Source organism: Bradyrhizobium sp. (genome assembly GCF_035309285.1).
GTDB lineage: Bacteria > Pseudomonadota > Alphaproteobacteria > Rhizobiales > Xanthobacteraceae > Bradyrhizobium.
This window is the reverse complement of the sequence record NZ_DATGFH010000175.1, coordinates 22,040-38,858: the sequence shown is the minus strand read 5'-3', so window position 1 is coordinate 38,858 and position 16,819 is coordinate 22,040. Positions and strand designations below refer to the sequence as shown.

At 64.1% G+C, this 16,819-nt stretch carries 18 protein-coding genes; 7 read left to right on the top strand and 11 right to left on the bottom strand.

The annotated features are described in order from the left end of the window. Positions 1-108 precede the first annotated feature (108 nt). Entirely contained in the window at positions 109-699 is a 591-nt protein-coding gene (locus tag VKR55_RS32045; RefSeq protein WP_324409410.1) for a TVP38/TMEM64 family protein, read from the top strand. Between the two features lie 265 nt (positions 700-964). Here VKR55_RS32045 and VKR55_RS32040 read toward each other — a convergent pair whose 3' ends face one another. Continuing rightward, positions 965-1,231 (bottom strand): hypothetical protein, encoded by a 267-nt coding sequence (locus VKR55_RS32040; protein ID WP_324409409.1) that lies wholly within the window; start codon positions 1,229-1,231, stop codon positions 965-967. Positions 1,232-1,336: 105 nt separating this feature from the next. Here VKR55_RS32040 and VKR55_RS32035 point away from each other — a divergent pair, with 105 nt between their 5' ends. Beyond that, positions 1,337-1,759, top strand: a complete 423-nt coding sequence (locus VKR55_RS32035; protein WP_324409408.1) for a hypothetical protein — start codon at positions 1,337-1,339, stop codon at positions 1,757-1,759. A gap of 773 nt (positions 1,760-2,532) precedes the next feature. On the opposite strand, the gene gatB is transcribed toward VKR55_RS32035, so the two are convergent. The 7 genes from gatB to VKR55_RS32000 form a co-directional block, all read right to left on the bottom strand. Further along, complete coding sequence (gene gatB, locus VKR55_RS32030; RefSeq protein WP_324409407.1) at positions 2,533-4,011, bottom strand: Asp-tRNA(Asn)/Glu-tRNA(Gln) amidotransferase subunit GatB; 1,479 nt, start codon at positions 4,009-4,011, stop codon at positions 2,533-2,535. A 4-nt stretch (positions 4,012-4,015) separates the two neighbouring features. After that, a complete protein-coding gene (locus tag VKR55_RS32025) occupies positions 4,016-4,300 on the bottom strand; it encodes a hypothetical protein (protein ID WP_324409406.1) in 285 nt (94 codons plus the stop codon). A gap of 3 nt (positions 4,301-4,303) precedes the next feature. Further along, the gene (gatA, locus tag VKR55_RS32020; RefSeq protein ID WP_324409405.1) at positions 4,304-5,779 is read right to left on the bottom strand and encodes an Asp-tRNA(Asn)/Glu-tRNA(Gln) amidotransferase subunit GatA; all 1,476 of its coding nucleotides are present in this window, start codon (positions 5,777-5,779) and stop codon (positions 4,304-4,306) included. After that, complete coding sequence (locus VKR55_RS32015; RefSeq protein WP_324409404.1) at positions 5,776-6,000, bottom strand: hypothetical protein; 225 nt, start codon at positions 5,998-6,000, stop codon at positions 5,776-5,778. The genes gatA and VKR55_RS32015 overlap by 4 nt, the downstream gene beginning before the upstream one ends. A gap of 75 nt (positions 6,001-6,075) precedes the next feature. Further along, positions 6,076-6,363 carry an Asp-tRNA(Asn)/Glu-tRNA(Gln) amidotransferase subunit GatC gene (gatC, locus tag VKR55_RS32010; RefSeq protein WP_324409403.1) on the bottom strand — a complete coding sequence of 96 codons (288 nt, stop codon included), beginning with the start codon at positions 6,361-6,363 and terminating at the stop codon, positions 6,076-6,078. 83 nt (positions 6,364-6,446) lie between these two features. After that, positions 6,447-7,523 (bottom strand): NAD(P)H-dependent flavin oxidoreductase, encoded by a 1,077-nt coding sequence (locus VKR55_RS32005; protein ID WP_324409402.1) that lies wholly within the window; start codon positions 7,521-7,523, stop codon positions 6,447-6,449. Positions 7,524-7,548: 25 nt separating this feature from the next. Beyond that, complete coding sequence (locus VKR55_RS32000) at positions 7,549-8,544, bottom strand: NAD(P)H-dependent flavin oxidoreductase (RefSeq protein ID WP_324409401.1); 996 nt, start codon at positions 8,542-8,544, stop codon at positions 7,549-7,551. A gap of 169 nt (positions 8,545-8,713) precedes the next feature. On the opposite strand from VKR55_RS32000, the gene ruvX reads away from it, so the two are divergent. Together ruvX and VKR55_RS31990 are read left to right on the top strand one after the other, a co-directional pair. Next, positions 8,714-9,193 carry a Holliday junction resolvase RuvX gene (ruvX, locus tag VKR55_RS31995; protein ID WP_324409400.1) on the top strand — a complete coding sequence of 160 codons (480 nt, stop codon included), beginning with the start codon at positions 8,714-8,716 and terminating at the stop codon, positions 9,191-9,193. 3 nt (positions 9,194-9,196) lie between these two features. Further along, the gene (locus VKR55_RS31990; protein ID WP_324409399.1) at positions 9,197-10,120 is read left to right on the top strand and encodes an AEC family transporter; all 924 of its coding nucleotides are present in this window, start codon (positions 9,197-9,199) and stop codon (positions 10,118-10,120) included. Positions 10,121-10,259: 139 nt separating this feature from the next. Here the strand turns inward: VKR55_RS31990 and VKR55_RS31985 are convergent, their stop codons facing one another. The 3 genes from VKR55_RS31985 to VKR55_RS31975 are packed head-to-tail and all read right to left on the bottom strand — an operon-like array spanning position 10,260 to position 13,464. Continuing rightward, complete coding sequence (locus VKR55_RS31985; protein WP_324409398.1) at positions 10,260-11,018, bottom strand: CPBP family intramembrane glutamic endopeptidase; 759 nt, start codon at positions 11,016-11,018, stop codon at positions 10,260-10,262. A 37-nt stretch (positions 11,019-11,055) separates the two neighbouring features. Continuing rightward, the gene (locus tag VKR55_RS31980) at positions 11,056-12,699 is read right to left on the bottom strand and encodes an acyl-CoA dehydrogenase family protein (protein WP_324409397.1); all 1,644 of its coding nucleotides are present in this window, start codon (positions 12,697-12,699) and stop codon (positions 11,056-11,058) included. A 21-nt stretch (positions 12,700-12,720) separates the two neighbouring features. After that, entirely contained in the window at positions 12,721-13,464 is a 744-nt protein-coding gene (locus VKR55_RS31975; protein ID WP_414642514.1) for a M15 family metallopeptidase, read from the bottom strand. 264 nt (positions 13,465-13,728) lie between these two features. Between VKR55_RS31975 and VKR55_RS31970 the strand changes: the two genes are divergently transcribed. The 3 genes from VKR55_RS31970 to plsY all read left to right on the top strand — a co-directional run bounded on the left by VKR55_RS31970 (position 13,729) and on the right by plsY (position 16,699). Then, positions 13,729-14,682, top strand: coding sequence for an aspartate carbamoyltransferase catalytic subunit (locus tag VKR55_RS31970; protein ID WP_324409395.1), 954 nt, complete (start codon positions 13,729-13,731; stop codon positions 14,680-14,682). Between the two features lie 97 nt (positions 14,683-14,779). After that, positions 14,780-16,081: a dihydroorotase gene (locus VKR55_RS31965; protein WP_324409394.1), complete on the top strand. Its 1,302-nt coding sequence runs from the start codon at positions 14,780-14,782 to the stop codon at positions 16,079-16,081. Between the two features lie 21 nt (positions 16,082-16,102). Further along, positions 16,103-16,699, top strand: a complete 597-nt coding sequence (gene plsY, locus VKR55_RS31960; protein ID WP_324409393.1) for a glycerol-3-phosphate 1-O-acyltransferase PlsY — start codon at positions 16,103-16,105, stop codon at positions 16,697-16,699. The last annotated feature ends 120 nt before the right edge of the window (positions 16,700-16,819 follow it).

Genomic DNA, 16,819 nt, shown 5'->3' with positions numbered 1-16,819 from the left:
TGCGCCGGGTCGATAGCCGTCCCCAAAACTTCTGCAATCAGGACTTCTGCAATGTTGCCGATCTCATCGTCGCGTTCGCGCCCGTTGCCGACACCCGCCTGAATGTTCGTGACGGCAGATCTCGTCGAATGGGTCCAGCGGTTGGGTCAGCTCAGCGGCTCCTCCGCGCTCGCGCTCGGCCTGTTCTTTGCAGCCGCCGGCTTCGTGGTTTTGCCGCGCACGCCGTTCATCATCGCCGCCGGCGCCGCATTCGGGCTTGCCGCCGCGCCGATCATCCTCGTCGGCGGCACCGTGGGAAGCATCGCCGCTTTTCTCCTCTCTCGCCATCTCGCCGCCGGCCGATTTCATCGATGGCTCGAGCGGCATCGCAGGCTCGATGTGATTGCGCGCGCTGTCGACCTCGAAGGCTGGAAGATCGTCGCACTGCTGCGGCTGGGCGGGCCGGTACCGAACGCCGCCACCAACTACATGCTGGGCCTGACCGGAATCGATCTTGCGACCTATGCGATCGCGACCCTGATTTTCAGCATTCCGCAGATCGTCCTGTTTTGCTTCCTCGGCGCGACCGGACGCGAGTCGCTGCTCGGTGGCTCAAGGTTGGGAACAGGCCTGGTCTCGACGGCGCTTGCCGTCATCGTGATCGCGCTGATCTCATGGCGCGTCCGGTCGATGCTCCGCAAATCCCTGCCGACGCCGTAAAGACGATGCGACGCGCTTCGCGATCTAAGGCTTGATGAAATTAGATTGAACTGGCGCGGCATCGGAAGGGCTCACCTCTCCCTTGGGAGAGGTCGATTTGCGCAGCAAATCGCGTGAGGGGTTACGGTCTATCGTGAGGGCAAGAGCCCCTCACCTGGATTGCACTGGACGATGCTTCGCATCGCCAGGAGCAATCCGACCTCTCCCCGACGGGGAGAGGTGAACCGAACTCGCACCAGCCGATTTAGCCCAAACTCATGCCCGCCTAATGCGCGGTCATCCAGGCGCGCGCTTCGCGCTGGGCGGCCGCGATCTCGGCATCCGACATCTGCTCGGCGACCTCGCGGCGCAGGGCGACCGCATCGGTGCGGCCCTTCAGCGCGGCGAGATTGAACCATTTGTGCGCAGCGACAAGATTGACGACGCCGGAACGGCCGCTCGCCCAATAAAGTCCGCGCTCGAACAGCACGTCGGGAATGGCGGTTGCTGCCACCGGCGTTGCCGTCTCCAGATCGATCGTCCCCTGAAACATCTCAAGTCCCCTTCTTGTTATTGACCGCCCGCCCCGCGCGCGGCCCCCGTCCATCTCTGAAAAACGCTCTTCGCCGTTGACCGGCTTGTGGGGCGATCATGAGGGGTGAAATTTGAAGGGCGGCTTAAGCGGCGCGATGAACGCGGTGTAAACGCGCCGGAGCCCTGGCTGCGCGCGCAATCGGGACGTGCCCATGAAACGCGCGTTTGTCGCGCCGTTGACCTGCGGTTTACCGTGCGGCCTTGGCAAACCGATAACCATCGGCGCAATGGAACCGCCAGCCACGCGCCTGCCCGCGTGCTCGGAACAACAACGATCTTGGGAAAGGGAAACGCCGGGCATGACCTGCTCCGGCTGGAACGAGGGCGTCGGCGAACACGTCAGGACCAGATCCCACCAGGCAAGAAGGCCGCTGGTGAAATTGCGGACCTCGAGCGATCCGCACCGAACGAAGAAAACCTGTTTCTTCTGCCGGACCGGCTGTCAAGGAAGCGCGAGCGCTTTTTGAAGTTCGATCCAGCCGTTTGACCTGATGTCTCGCCGACACCCTCTTTCGTCGATCGGAGCTGTTCGGGTTGATCGGGATCACCCCGGGGTCGCTCCAATGACGTGCCGGCTTCAAGCTGCCGGCATTTCGATCAGGCGAGACTTACTTCTTCTTGGAGACCTTGCGGGTCTTCTTCGCAGTCTTCTTCACTGCGCTCTTCGCCTTCTTTGCCTTCTTCGCTTTCTTAGCCATGTTGCCCTCCTAATGTAGTGAGATGGCTTAATCGCTGCGTGCATTCGGGAATCGAAATGCACTTCATTCCGAATACACCAACGCATCAAAAAAAACAGTGTCCCGCTTAAGGAAGTGTTGACGCACGGCGACGAGCTCGCGCGCAGAGTGATTTGCAAGAAGAGCGCGACACATCGAAAGCAGAATGCAAGAAACGCCCGCGCCGCCGACATCGGCATTTGTCAAGTTTGCAGGAAACGCCTATGCCGCAGCGTTTTCTTGAATTCGCATGTGACGCGCATCATGCGACGAGGATGCATGTGCGAGTCGCTGAAGCGTGCTTGACCCGTGGTGCGCGGACTCTGAGTCGCGAACTTTGGCAATCAAAAAATTTTCATCGTTAACGGCGTTCGGCGGCGTCGACGTTCGCCAACGGCGCTCATTGTTGCGAATCGATGAGCTACGATTCGCAACACGCCCACCTCGACGCGGAGTGTTGAATGAGGCTTCGGGATGGCGTCACGACGACGCAAATGACGCGAGCGAGCCCACGAAGGCCGCGAAGCGCGCGAGCCGGATGCGTTCAGAGGCCGAGCTTCGCCTTCAGGAGATCGTTGACGGCTTGCGGGTTGGCCTTGCCACCGGATGATTTCATCACCTGGCCGACGAACCAGCCGAGCGCTTGCGGCTTCGCCCTGGCCTGGGCGACCTTGTCGGGATTGGCGGCAATGATCTCGTCTACCACCTTCTCGATCGCTCCCAAATCCGTGACCTGCTTCATCCCGCGCGCCTCGACGAGCTCGCGCGGGTCGCCGCCCTCCTTCCAGACGATCTCGAACAGGTCCTTGGCGATCTTCCCGGAGATGGTGCCCTCGCCGATCAGGTCGATGATGGCCCCAAGCTGGGCGGCCGACACCGGCGAGCCGCTAATGGCATGCCCCTCCTTGTTGAGCCGGCCGAACAGCTCGTTGATCACCCAATTGGCGGCGACCTTGCCGTCGCGCACCGGGTTGGCGAGCTTGCCGAGCACGGTTTCGTAGAAGTCCGCGCTCTCGCGTTCGGCCACCAGCACGCCCGCGTCATAGGGCGACAGCGCAAGATCGGCGATGAAGCGCGCACGCTTCTGGTCGGGCAGCTCCGGCAGGTGGCCTTTCAGCTCGTCGACGAAAGCCTGGGTGAACTCCAGCGGCAAAAGGTCTGGATCGGGGAAATAGCGATAGTCGTGCGCCTCCTCCTTGGTGCGCATCGAGCGCGTTTCGCCCTTGTTGGGGTCGTAGAGCCGGGTCTCCTGCTCGATCTGCCCGCCGTCTTCCAGGATCTCGATCTGGCGCCGCGCCTCGTATTCGATCGCTTGGCCAATGAAGTTGATCGAGTTCATGTTCTTGATCTCGCAGCGGGTGCCAAGCGGCGCGCCCAGCTTGCGCACGGAGACGTTGACGTCGGCGCGCAGGTTCCCCTTCTCCATGTCGCCGTCGCAGGTACCGAGATAGCGCAGGATCGAGCGCAGCTTGGCCACATAGGCCTTGGCCTGTTCGGCATCGCGGATATCGGGTTTCGACACGATCTCCATCAGCGCAACGCCGGAGCGGTTGAGATCGACATAGGATAGGGTCGGGCTCTGGTCGTGCAGCAACTTGCCGGCGTCCTGTTCCAGATGCAGGCGCTCGATGCCGATGGTCGCGGTCTTGCCGCCGTCGAGCTCGACCGTGATCGCGCCCTCGCCCACGATCGGCGACTTGTACTGGCTGATCTGGTAGCCCTGCGGCAGGTCGGGATAAAAGTAGTTCTTGCGGTCGAACACCGAGCGGAGATTGATCTTCGCGTTCAGGCCAAGCCCGGTGCGCACCGCCTGGCGGACGCATTCCGCGTTGATCACGGGCAGCATGCCCGGCATCGCCGCATCGACCAGCGACACGTGGCTGTTGGGCTCGCCGCCAAAGGCCGTCGAAGCGCCGGAGAACAGCTTTGCGTTCGAGGTGACTTGGGCATGGACCTCCATGCCGATCACGACTTCCCAGTCGCCGGTTGAGCCCTTGACCAGCTTGCCGCTCAATGCCGTCATGCCGTTACTCCCCGATCAGCGCGGAGGCGATCCGCTCCCATTCGGCTTCGAGTGAATCCTTTGCCACCGGTTGCCCGGCGCGCCGGTACCAGTAGCCGGCATTGCCGGGATCGCCCTCGACGCGATGCAGATAGGCGTGCACCCAGGCCGAGTTGGCATCGTCCTCGTCCTGCACGATCTTGTGGGCGGCGTCCCAGTCGCCCTTTGCCGCCCACCACAAGGCGGCCAGCGGCGGTGACAGCCCGGTCGCCGGCTTCGCATTGGACAGAGTGGCTTTGAAGTCGGCCATGGCTCACCACCATTTCTCCGGCGTGAAACGTCCTGCCGCCTGCTCGATCACTTCGCCGAGCGAGAATAGCGTCTCTTCATCGAAGGCGCGGCCGACCAATTGCAGTCCAAGCGGCAGGCCCTGCGAGTCCTTGCCGGCGGGAACTGCAATCCCCGGCAAGCCCGCCATGTTCGCGGGCACCGTGAAGAGGTCGTTGAGATACATCTCGACCGGATCGCCGCCGCCTTTCTCGCCGATACCGAAGGCGGCCGACGGCGTCGCAGGCGTGAGGATCGCGTTCACGCCCTTGGCAAAGCAATCCTCGAAGTCCTTCTTGATCAGCGTGCGCACCTTCTGCGCGCGCAGATAATAGGCGTCGTAGTAGCCGGCCGAGAGCACATAGGTGCCGATCATGACGCGGCGGCGCACCTCGGCGCCAAAGCCATCGGCACGGGTCGCTTCATACATGTCCCCGATCGAGCGCCCGGGCACGCGCAGGCCGTAGCGCACGCCGTCATACCGCGCGAGGTTGGAGGACGCTTCCGCCGGCGCCACGATGTAATAGGCCGGCAGCGCGTATTTGGTGTGCGGCAGCGACACCTCGACGAGCTCGGCGCCGGCGGCCTTCAGCCAGGCCTGCCCTTCGCTCCAGAGCTTTTCGATCTCGGCCGGCATGCCGTCGAGACGATATTCCCTGGGGATCCCGATCTTCATGCCCTTCACGGACTTGCCCATCGCGGCCTCGTAGTCCGGCACCGGGCGATCGACCGACGTTGTATCCCTGGGATCGTGCCCCGCCATCGAGCGGAGCAGGATTGCCGAATCCTGCACGGTGCGGCCGATCGGGCCGGCCTGATCGAGCGAAGAGGCGAACGCCACGATGCCCCAGCGCGAGCAGCGGCCATAGGTCGGCTTGATGCCGACGGTTGCGGTGAAGGCCGCAGGCTGGCGGATCGAGCCGCCAGTGTCAGTCGCGGTCGCGCCCATGCAGAGCATCGCGGCAACCGCCGAGGCGGAACCACCGGATGAGCCGCCCGGCACCAGCGTGGTGTTGCTGCCTTTGCGCCGCCACGGATTGGCGACGGGGCCGAAGCACGAGGTCTCGTTCGATGAGCCCATCGCGAACTCGTCATTGTTGAGCTTGCCGAGCATCACGGCACCATCGCGCCAGAGCTGCTCGGTGATCGTGGACTCATAGGTCGGCACGAAATTGCCGAGGATCTTTGAGCACGCCGTGGTGCGCACGCCCTTGGTCGCAAAAAGATCCTTGATTCCGAGTGGAATGCCGGCGAGCGGACCGCCATCACCCTTGGCTATCTTGCCATCCGCCTCGCGTGCCATGGCGCGGGCCTGCTCCGGGGTTTCCAGCACGAAGGCATTGAGCGAACGCGCCGCTTCCATCGCCTTCAGATGGGCGTCCGTCAGCTCAAGCGAGGTGAAAGACTTTTTCGCCAACCCCTCGCGGGCCTCGGCGAGCGTCATCGATGTCAAATCAGTCATTTATTGATCGGGCTGCAGAAGAACGGAGACAGGGTCTTGTCGTTGGCCGGGTCGTCTTGTTTGGCGCGCGCGCGAGCTTGGTCGCGATCCTGCGCCTCGAGCTGGTCGAGCACGGCATTGATCGCCAGTTGCGGATCGGCGGCCTTGCCCTGCCGCTCCATCGCGTCGAGATAGTTCATATAGGCCTGATAGGCCTTTTCATCGTCGCAGAGCAGACACATCGGACTTCTCGGACTCTTGTGTTTGTCGCGTTTTCTTCGCGCGAACCGGTGCCCACTTCGCTCGAAAACGCTATGTTACTCGACGACCTTCGGCACCAGGAAGTAGTGACCTTCCGTCGCCGGTGCGTTGGCCACGATATCGTCGGCGATCTCCCCGTCATTGACCACGTCCTGCCGCTTCTTCATCGCCATCGGCGTCACCGAGGTCATCGGCTCGACCCCCTCGATATTGACCTCCGACAACTGCTCGACGAACGCCAGCATGGCGTTCAGTTCGCCTTGCAGATGCGGAACTTCGGCGTCCGTGACCGCAATCCGCGCCAGATGCGCGATACGGCGGACGGTGGCGGCATCGACCGACATTATATAAGGCCTCAAACGGGGGTTTCACCCCGCCCTATAGCAGAGGCCGCTTTCGCGCCGCAACCATGGGCCACGGGCCGGTCTTAGCCGGCGAGCTTGCTCATTCGCACCAGGGCAGCGCCTGCCAGCGCCCGGGTCAGCTCCGCGGCAGGCATTTCCCGGCCCAAACGCACCGCCTGACCGGCCCACAAGCTGGTGAAATCGGTCTTGCCGAGCTTTTCGGCAGCCTGCTTCAGGGGTCCAAGCGAGGTCGCCGAATGCGGAAAGGCCGGAGCCTCCGGTGCGATCGGCCCCACCTCGTGCATGACGCGGTTGACGACGCCGCGTGCGGGGCGCCCGGTCATAACATTGGTGATCACGGTGGAATCATCCATCGCCTGGCCCAGCGCGACGCGGGCCGGCGCAATCACCCTGGATTCCGGGCAGCGCAGATAGGCGCTGCCGATCTGCACGCCGGCTGCTCCCAATGCAAAGGCCGCCGCAATGCCGCGGCCGTCCGCAATGCCGCCGGCGGCAATCACCGGCACCTTCACGGCATCGACGACCTGCGGAACCAGCGCGAAGGTGCCGGGCTGCTCGGCGATGTTGTCGGTCAGGAACATGCCGCGATGCCCGCCCGCCTCGGCCCCTTGCGCGATGATGACGTCGGCGCCGTTCTCCTCGAGCCAGATCGCCTCGCGCACGATGGTCGCCGACGACATCACCAACGCGCCGGTCGCCTTCACGCGCTGGAGCAGGCCCGCCTCCGGCAAGCCGAAATGAAAGCTGACCACTTCGGGCTTCAGCTCCTCCACCACCTCGCAGAAGGCGGCATCGAACGGCGCGCGGTTGGCGGTGTTGATCGGCGCAGCCGGATCAAGCCCAAGCTCGCGGTAGTAGGGCGCGAGCCGCTGCCGCCAGACCGCTTCGCGCGCGGGATCGGCATCGACAGCCTTGTGGCAGAAGAAGTTCAGATTGATCGGCGCGGAAACACGCTGGCGGATGATCTTGACCTGCTCGCGTGCCTTTTCCGGCGAGATCAGCGCGCAGGGCACCGACGGCATCCCGCCGCCCTCCGCGACCGCAATCGCGATCTCGGCATCGATCGCGCCCGCCATCGGCGCGAGCAGGATCGGAAACTCGATTTTGAAGAGGTCGATTATCCGGCGATCCGGCCACATCGGTGTTCTCTTTCTCGTTTGTTGATCAGCGTGCAGCGACCGCCTGCGACATCGTCGCGGAATTGCGCCGGCCGGAAAGGATCTGCTCGGCCTCCAGCGTGATCCGCTCCACGATCTCACCGGCCTTCGGGATATCGTGGATCAGGCCGACGGCTTCGCCGGCAAATACGCCGGCAATATCGAAATTGCCAGCCTCCCTTGCGGCCACATAGTCCGCCGTCACCGTGGCGATGTTGTGCATGAGCTCGACTTCGCGCCCGCTCCAGCGGCGCGAGTGATCATTGACAAGCGACCGCAATGTGAAGGGCGCCGGCCAGAAGATGCCGCGCGACCAATCGAAGACGACGCCCCGCACCGTGCTCCCGCTTGATGCCGCGCAGATGCGTTTCTTGGCTTCCTCGGACCCATCGCACTCGACGCTCGCGTAGAAGCGCGTTCCGAGCAGCACGCCGGCCGCGCCGAGCATCATCATGGCCGCAAGTCCGCGTCCGTCCGCAATGCCGCCGGCAGCCGCGACTGGCACACGGCCGGCCGCGAGATCGACAATCGCCGGCACGATATCGAGCGTGGTGCGAGCGGCGCCGTGGCCGCCCGCTTCGGTGCCCTGCGCGATCAGGATGTCGGCGCCGGCACCGAGCGCCTCTCTCGCCATGTCCTCGCTCTGCACCTGGCAGATCAGGAGCGCGCCCGCGGCCTTGATCGCTGGCGCAAAGGGCTTGGGATCGCCGAACGACAGCATGATCGCGCGCGGCTTTGCGGCGAGCGCCATGTGCAGAAGATCAGGCTGCTTCGCCAGGCTCCAGGTGATGAAGCCGATGCCAAACGGCGCCGTGCAGGTTTTGAGCTTGGCGGTTTCCTGCTCGAGCCAGGCTCTCTCGCCATAGCCGCCGCCGAGGATGCCGAAGCCGCCGGCCTCGCTGACGGCGGCAACCAGGCGCGCGCCGGCAATCCCCGCCATCGGCGCGGAGAGGATCGGGTGCCGACTACCCAGCCGCGCCGTTAATGTCGTGTTGATTGCCATGTCTGTTTCCAGTCCCACCACCGACCATAGGCTGCCCGCTCGGCGGCGAAAAATGAATAATCGAGAACAGTCCCGCCTCGTTCCTGAAACAAGTCACCGTCGCCACCGAGAACATCCCGGCAAACCCGGCTTTGCGCGACCGCAGAGCCGCGTGTTATGCGCTTTCTCCATGCCCGCTCCAGTCCTTTCCCTGATCGATGCAGCCACGCTTTGGCCGGAACGCGGCGCACTGGTCGGCCTTGATCTGGGCACCAAGACCATCGGCGTCGCGGTGTCCGACCCGGACAGGAGGCTCGCGACCGCCGTCGAGACCATTCAGCGCAAGGCGTTCAAGCTTGACGCAGCGCGGCTGCTCGCGATCGCTGCCGAGCGCAACGCGGTCGGCTTTGTGCTGGGGCTGCCGATCAACATGGACGGCAGCGAAGGCCCGCGCGCGCAATCGACCCGCGCCTTTGCCCGCAACCTCGCCCAGCTCGCCGATCTTGCCATCGCGTTCTGGGACGAGCGCCTCTCCACGTCAGCGGTCGAGCGCGAGCTGATCGGCCTGGACGTCAGCCGTGCGAAGCGCGCCGAAGTGATCGACCAGCATGCCGCGATCTTCATCCTGCAAGGCGCGCTCGACCGCCTCGCCAACATCAAGAAAAGCTAGCGAATGGGAATTGTGATAGCGGCGCTGCTGCCGGTGTTTGTCCTGATCGTTCTGGGCGCAGTGCTGAAGCGGACGCTGATGCGGCTGGAGACGCAGTGGCACGGGCTGGAGCGGCTGACCTATTACGTGCTGTTCCCGATGCTTTTGATCCAGACGCTGGTGAAGGCCGATCTTTCGAGCGTGCCGGTTGCGGGCGTCGGCGGCGCGCTGATGCTCGCCGCCCTCACTGTGTCGCTGCTCTGCCTTGCCCTTTGGCCATTGTTCAAGCGCCTGAAAATCGACGGTCCGGCTTTCAGCTCGATCTTTCAGGGCGCGATCCGTTGGCAGACCTACGTGGGGCTCTCGGTTTCCCGCAATCTCTATGGCGCGGCCGGGCTCGCGCTGGCTTCGGTTGCCATGGTCGCCATCATCCCGATGGTCAACGTGTTCAGTGTGGCCGTGCTCGCGCATTTCGCCTCGCCGGAAAAGCAGTCGGGGCGTGCGATTGTGATGACTCTGATCCGGAATCCGCTGATCTGGGGCTGCGCCATCGGTCTCTTCATCAACGTGACCCACCTGCCGCTGCCGAAAATCTGGCACGAGGTCGCGGACGCGCTGGGCGGCTCCTCGCTTGCGATCGGCCTGCTTGTGACCGGCGCCGGGCTGCATCTCGAAGGCCTATTGCGGCCCAGCGTCGCGGCTGCGGCCGGCGTGGCGTTCAAGCTGTTGCTGATGCCCTTGCTCGCGATCGGACTTGCTTTGTGGTTCGGCGTGTCCGGCACCAATCTCGCGATCGTCGCGGCGTGCTCGGCCGTGCCGACCTCGCCGAGCGCCTATGTGATGGCGCGCCAGATGGGCGGCGACGCGCCTCTGCTCGCCCAGATCATCACGCTGCAGACGATTCTGGCCGCGATCACCATGCCGATCGCGATCGCGCTTTGCTCATAGATCGCCGTCATTGCGAGCCAACGGGTCGCGCCAAGGGCGCGCCCGATGACAGGCTCCGCGAAGCAATCCAGAGTCTCACGCGTGGCTTTGGATTGCTTCGTCGCTTACGCTCCTCGCAATGACGGAGAAAAAGCGGCCATTATCCCGCGAGCCATATCGTCTGCACCAGCGCGCCGAGATTGTTCAGGCCGTGCAGCAGGATCGTCAGCCAGAGCGAGTTGCTGCGATAGCGCATGTAGCCGAACCAGAGGCCGATGCAGAAGACTTCGCAGAAGAAGAACCAGTCATATTGCAGATGCAGGCTGGTCCAGGCGAGCGACGACAGGCCGATCGCGCCGGGCACCCCCAGCGCCGTCTCCGACCAGCCGCGATAGAGAAAGCCGCGCGCGAACAGCTCTTCGGAGATCGGAGCCGCGACGCATATGGCGATAGCGAGCAGCCACACCGAGCTGCCCCCGCGCGCCGATTTCAGCACATCGATCATGAAATCCGGCGTCACGTCATGGCCTGTCGCACGCGACAAGAGATCCCAGCCTTCGACCAGCACCCCGAGACCAACGACGCCGAGGACGAGATTGCGCCAGTTGGTCCAGCGCAGCGCGAGATAGTCGGCAAAGCCGATGCGGGTCCAGTGGATCGCAAGCCACAACGCCGCGGCGACCGCGGGCAGGCCCGCGATGACCGAGAGCGAGATCGCTAGCCCACTGGAGGCGACAACCCTGACTGCCTGCTCGAAATTCGCCGACCCGGCTCCCCGAAGCACGAAGAAGATCACGACCGCGATCTGACCGATGAACAACGCAGCGAAGACGACAAAGCCCCAGAGCGCGGTGCCCCAGAATTTCCAGACATGCGGCGCGCGCTCGATCGGCAAGATTTCGGGATTGAGGGAATCCATCAGGGGCTTTCGGTTGGCATGACGACGGTGGCTGTGGTCACGGCAGCGCCCGCTCCAGCAACGCGCTGGTGTCATTCTCGGCGAGATCGACGGCGCCGTACATGCCGGCGTGGGGATTGGCGAGCCGCGTCGCTGCGAACAATTCCGCTGATCGCGGCGCAACCTTGTTGAGTGCGGCGGCAGCGGCGAGCAATGCTAATTTCTCGATCGCGAGCCGCGCGACGTGCTCGTTGTCTCGCCGGCGGAATGCCTGGGCGATGACGCCTGCTGTCTCACCTGCGCCCGGCAGGCCGTGGCTTGCTTCAGTGAGCCCATGGAGCACCGCCATCGCGGCTTCCGCCTCGCGCGACAGCGCGCGCAGCACGTCGAGGCACATCACATTCCCAGAACCTTCCCAGATCGCATTGACTGGCGACTCGCGATAATGTCGCGCCAAGATGCCCTCCTCGACATAGCCGTTGCCGCCAAGACATTCCATCGCCTCGAACAGGAACGGCGGCGCGCTCTTGCAGGTCCAGTATTTGATGGCGGGAGTGAGCAGCCGCATATAGACGGCTTCGCGCGGATCATTCGGCGTGCGGTCGAAAGCCTGACAGAGCCGCATCACCAACGCGGTCGACGCCTCCACATGCAGCGCTAGGTCGGCGAGCACGGCGCGCATCAGGGGTTGATCGGCGAGATGCTTCTGGAACACGCTGCGGTGACGGGCGTGATGCAGCGCATGCGCGAGCCCCGAGCGCATCAATCCTGCGGAAGCGATAGCGCAGTCCTGCCGCGTGAGCTGCACCATCTGGATGATGGTGCGGATGCCCTTGCCCTCCTCGCCGATCCGCATCGCAAAAGCACCGGCGAATTCGACCTCGGAGGATGCATTGGAGCGGTTGCCGAGCTTGTCCTTCAGGCGCTGGAAATGGATCGCATTGACCGAACCATCCGGCGCAAAGCGCGGCATGAAGAAGCAGGTCAAGCCTTCGGCGGCCTGCGCCAGCACCAGGAATGCGTCGCACATCGGCGCCGACATGAACCATTTGTGGCCGACGATGCGATAGCCGTCGGCCGCGCGCTCGGCCCGCGTCATGTTGGCGCGCACATCGGTGCCGCCCTGCTTTTCGGTCATGCCCATGCCGAGCGTCATGCCGCGCTTGGTCCACCATGGCGCAAACGACGGATCGTAAGCACGCGTGGCGATGACCGGCATAGTTTTCGCGAGCAGATCCGGCTGCGATGCCAGCGCGGCCACCGCAGCGCGGGTCATGGTGATCGGACAGAGGTGTCCGGTCTCGACTTGCGAAGCCATGTAGAATTTCGCCGCACGCACCACCTCGGCTGCGCCGCCGGCCGGCTTGCCGTCGGCGGTCCAGGTCGAATTGTGCACGCCGGCATGTGCGGAATGCGCCATCAGCTCGTGATAGGCCGGATGGAATTCGACCTCGTCGCGGCGGTTGCCTCTGGCATCGAACGTGCGCAGCTTTGGCGTGTTCTCGTTGGCCACGCGCCCCCGCGCGGCCATCGCGGCCGAGCCCCAATGCCGGCCGAACTCGGACAATTCCTTTTCGGCTTCCGACCCGCCAAACGCCGCCACTGCCTCTTTCAGCGGCCTGTCGCAAGCAAACAGGTCGATGTCCTCGAACGGCGGCGACTGGTTGAAGACCTCGTGGGTGGCAAAGGCGGTCTTGCTCATGGCCGTTTCCCAAAAGCGCAATCACTGGCGGCGCGGCGTGATCGGGAAATCATAGGCCGGCCAGCCCGCGCCCGGCAGTGAAAAATGCCACCACTCTTTCGAATAGTTCACAAAGCCTTGCTTGGCCATGGCATCGATCAGCACCTGGCGCCAGTGCCGCTGCTCCGGCGTGATCGCGCTCGAGCGCGTGTGGCCTTTCGGATCGGTGCAGTCATAGCCGGTGCCCATGTCGATGCTGCCTTCCGGCGCGCGATTGTCCACCGGCGCGGTGCAATCGGCATAGGTTTTGGTTGGGTCGAAGGTCGCAGAATTGTCGGCCGTGAGATCGACCAGCGTGAGGTCGAGGGCGGCGCCTGTCGAATGCTGCGAGTAGTAGGCGATGTAGCCGAGGCGGAACAGGTCGCGCTTGTCGAAGGACGGATTGAAGCGTCGCGATCCCTCCTTGCCGTCGCGCGCCCAGGCCAGCATGTCGACGCTGGCGCGCCTCGGGCGATAGCAGTCGTACATCTTCAGCGACAGTTTTCGCTTGGCGAGGTTTTGCTGGATCGCCTTCAGCCTGAGCGCCACGTCGCGCTTCACCACGCATTCGGCGGCCTCATAGCCATGCAGCGGCCGACCGATGAAATTGTTGGACGAGGCGTAGCGGATATCCTGGATGATCGAAGGGTCGATATCCCTGAGATAGACGAAGCCCCCGGGCAAGCTCTGAGCGTGAGCCTGGGATATGGCGATGGCAGCAACAAGCGCGACAGAAATGGTTCTCACGGTCCTATCCACCTTCGTCATGGCCGGGCTTGTCGCGCCTGCGGGGGTAGAAGCCCCTCCGGCGCGGCGAGGCCTGGCCATCCACGTCTAACTTTCGCGCGGCAAAGACGTGGATGCCCGGGACAAGCCCGGGCATGACGACCTTAAACCAGCGCGCCGCCTCAGCACCTCATTTACCCTGCCCGGCAACGATCGGGGGATAACTCTTTCGTCGCCCTTTCGGCCTTGCGGCCAGGGGAATCCCCGCCTATAGCTCTGGCTTTAATGACATCCTACTCGAAATCGACCTTCGTCCTCGGTCACCGGCATCTGCTGGGTATCGAGGGCCTTTCCGCTGCCGATATTACCGGCCTGCTCGACCTCTCCGAAGAATATGTCGAGCTCAACCGCCAGATCGACAAAAAGCGCACCTCGCTCCGCGGCCGCACCCAGGTCAACCTCTTCTTCGAGGCCTCGACGCGGACCCAATCCTCCTTCGAAATCGCCGGAAAGCGGCTGGGCGCCGACGTCATGAACATGTCGGTCTCCTCGTCGTCGATGCGCAAGGGCGAGACCTTGCTCGACACGGCCGTGACGCTGAACGCCATGCATCCGGACATCCTGGTGGTGCGCCATCACGCGTCGGGAGCGGTGGAACTCCTGGCGCGCAAGGTTGACGGTTCCGTGATCAATGCCGGCGATGGCGCCCACGAGCATCCGACCCAGGCGCTGCTCGATGCGCTCACCATCCGCCGCAACAAGGGCCGAATCGAGGGCCTTCTGGTTGCGATCTGCGGCGACGTCCTGCATTCGCGGGTGGCGCGTTCCAACATCATCCTGCTCAACACCATGGGCGCGCGGGTGCGCGTCGTCGCGCCCTCCACGCTGCTGCCGTCCGGCATCGAGCGCATGGGCGTCGAGGTCGCGCGCGACATGCGCGAGGGGCTGGAAGGCGCGGATATCGTGATGATGCTGCGGCTGCAGCGCGAGCGCATGAACGGTTCCTTCGTGCCGTCGACCAGCGAGTATTTCTATTACTATGGCCTCGATCAGAAGAAGCTCGCCTACGCCAAGCCGGACGCGCTGGTGATGCATCCGGGGCCGATGAACCGCGGCGTGGAGATCGACTCGATGGTGGCCGACGGCGCGCAGTCCCTGATCCGGGAACAGGTTGAAATGGGAGTGGCGGTGCGAATGGCGGTGCTGGAAGCGCTCGCCCGCAACTTGCCGAACGCTTGAGACGCATGATCCGGAAAAGTGGACACCGGTTTTCCCTCGCGACAAACGCGGAACGCGTTTGCGCGGAGATCATGCTCAAACAAGAGATTCGAACATCATGCTGACCGATCGCCGCCCGATCCTGCTCGCCAACGCGCGCGTGATCGATCCGTCGCGCGACCTCGACTGTCCCGGCGATGTCCTGATCGCCGACGGCGTGATCCGCGACTTGAAACGCGGCATTGGCGCGGCCGGCGTGCCCGAAGGGACCGACGTCATCAATTGCGCCGGCAAGATCGTCGCACCCGGCCTGGTCGACATGCGCGCCTTTGTCGGCGAGCCCGGCTTCAGCCACCGCGAGACCTTTGCTTCCGCAAGCCAGGCGGCGGCGGCGGGCGGCATCACCACCATCGTCTGCCAGCCGGGCACCGAGCCGGTTATCGACAATTCGGCGACGGTGGATTTCGTTCTCCGCCGCGCCCGCGACACCGCAATCGTCAACATCCATCCGATGGCGGCGCTGACCAAGGGCCTCGCCGGCGAGGAGATGACCGAGATCGGCCTGTTGAAGGCCGCGGGCGCGGTGGCGTTTTCCGATGGCGACAAGAGCGTCGTCAACGCGCAGGTGATGCGTCGCGCGCTGACCTATGCGCGCGATTTCGACGCGCTGATCGTGCACCACACCGAGGACCCCGACCTGGTCGGCGAAGGCGTCATGAACGAAGGCGAGTTCGCCGCGCGTCTTGGCCTGATGGGCATCCCCGATGCCGCCGAGGCCGTGATGCTGGAGCGCGACATGCGGCTCGTCGCGCTGACCGGGGGGCGCTATCATGCAGCCTCGGTGAGCTGTATCGGCTCTCTCGACATCCTCAAACGCGCGCGCGAAGCGGGCTTGCAGGTTTCCGCCTCCGTCTCGATCAATCACGTCACCTTGAACGAGAACGACATCGGCCCTTACCGGACGTTCCTGAAGCTGTCGCCGCCTCTGCGCACCGAGAACGACCGCCGGGCCCTGGTCGAGGCGCTCGCCTCCGGTTTGGTCGATGTGATCATGTCCGATCACAACCCACAGGACGTCGAGGTCAAGCGGCTGCCGTTCGCGGAAGCTGCGTCCGGCGCCGTGGGCCTGCAAACCATGCTACCGGCGGCGCTCCGTCTGATCCATAATGGCGAGATGGATTGGAAGACGCTGATCCGCGCAATGTCGACGCGTCCGGCCGAGCTGCTCGGCCTGCCGGGCGGCTCGTTGCGCCCGGGCGCGCCGGCGGACGTTATCGTGATCGACGCCGACATCCCCTGGGTGCTCGATCCCGCCGATCTCAAATCGCTTTGCAAGAATACGCCGTTCGACGAGGCGCGCTTCTCGGGGCGCGTGATGCGCACCATCGTCGGCGGCCGCACGGTCTACGAACACGTGTAACGCCTCCAGGGAGCCGCTCACATGGGACCTGAAGTCGCCTATCCGCTATCCCTGATCATCGGTTATCTCCTTGGCTCGATCCCGTTCGGGCTCATCCTCACCAAGCTTGCCGGAACGGCTGACCTGCGCACGATCGGTTCCGGCAATATCGGCGCGACCAACGTGCTGCGCACGGGGCGCAAGGGGCTCGCCGCCGCGACGCTGGTGCTCGACGCGCTCAAGGGCACGGTCGCCGTGATCATTTCCGGCTATCTCGGCGGACCCGACGCCGCGATGCTGGCGGGCCTCGGGGCTTTCCTCGGCCACATCTTCCCGGTCTGGCTCAAATTCAAGGGCGGCAAGGGCGTTGCCGTCTATATCGGCATCCTGATCGGTCTGATCTGGCCGGCGGCGATCCTGTTCTGCGCGATCTGGCTCGCGCTCGCCTTCGCGCTCCGCTACTCCTCGCTGTCGGCGCTGACGGCAAGCGTGATTACGCCGCTGTTCCTGTGGTGGTTCGAGCACGCGGCGCTCGCCGTGCTGTTTGCCGTGCTCACTCTCCTTCTGTTCTACTCGCACCGCGAAAACATCAAACGGCTGCTGGCGGGCACCGAAGGCAAAATCGGGCAAAGAGCGTAGAACCACGGGCCGGGAATCACCGACGTTGCGTGGTTGCGACACCGGTGTATCAATCCACCGATATCTGTTCGGAACCGAATTCCGTAACTGGAAAAACGTTTTGGTCGCTGCCATGTTGGC

Coding starts and splice junctions, on each gene's coding strand:
- VKR55_RS32025 (WP_324409406.1), bottom strand. CDS start 4,300: ATGGCCGACTTCAAAGCCACTCTGTCCAATGCGAAGCCGGCGACCGGG.
- VKR55_RS31990 (WP_324409399.1), top strand. CDS start 9,197: ATGGGAATTGTGATAGCGGCGCTGCTGCCGGTGTTTGTCCTGATCGTT.
- VKR55_RS31985 (WP_324409398.1), bottom strand. CDS start 11,018: ATGGATTCCCTCAATCCCGAAATCTTGCCGATCGAGCGCGCGCCGCAT.
- plsY (WP_324409393.1), top strand. CDS start 16,103: ATGGGACCTGAAGTCGCCTATCCGCTATCCCTGATCATCGGTTATCTC.
- VKR55_RS31970 (WP_324409395.1), top strand. CDS start 13,729: ATGACATCCTACTCGAAATCGACCTTCGTCCTCGGTCACCGGCATCTG.
- VKR55_RS32005 (WP_324409402.1), bottom strand. CDS start 7,523: ATGTGGCCGGATCGCCGGATAATCGACCTCTTCAAAATCGAGTTTCCG.
- VKR55_RS31965 (WP_324409394.1), top strand. CDS start 14,780: ATGCTGACCGATCGCCGCCCGATCCTGCTCGCCAACGCGCGCGTGATC.
- VKR55_RS32000 (WP_324409401.1), bottom strand. CDS start 8,544: ATGGCAATCAACACGACATTAACGGCGCGGCTGGGTAGTCGGCACCCG.
- VKR55_RS32015 (WP_324409404.1), bottom strand. CDS start 6,000: ATGTGTCTGCTCTGCGACGATGAAAAGGCCTATCAGGCCTATATGAAC.
- VKR55_RS31980 (WP_324409397.1), bottom strand. CDS start 12,699: ATGAGCAAGACCGCCTTTGCCACCCACGAGGTCTTCAACCAGTCGCCG.
- ruvX (WP_324409400.1), top strand. CDS start 8,714: ATGCCCGCTCCAGTCCTTTCCCTGATCGATGCAGCCACGCTTTGGCCG.
- VKR55_RS32040 (WP_324409409.1), bottom strand. CDS start 1,231: ATGTTTCAGGGGACGATCGATCTGGAGACGGCAACGCCGGTGGCAGCA.
- gatB (WP_324409407.1), bottom strand. CDS start 4,011: ATGACGGCATTGAGCGGCAAGCTGGTCAAGGGCTCAACCGGCGACTGG.
- gatC (WP_324409403.1), bottom strand. CDS start 6,363: ATGTCGGTCGATGCCGCCACCGTCCGCCGTATCGCGCATCTGGCGCGG.
- gatA (WP_324409405.1), bottom strand. CDS start 5,779: ATGACTGATTTGACATCGATGACGCTCGCCGAGGCCCGCGAGGGGTTG.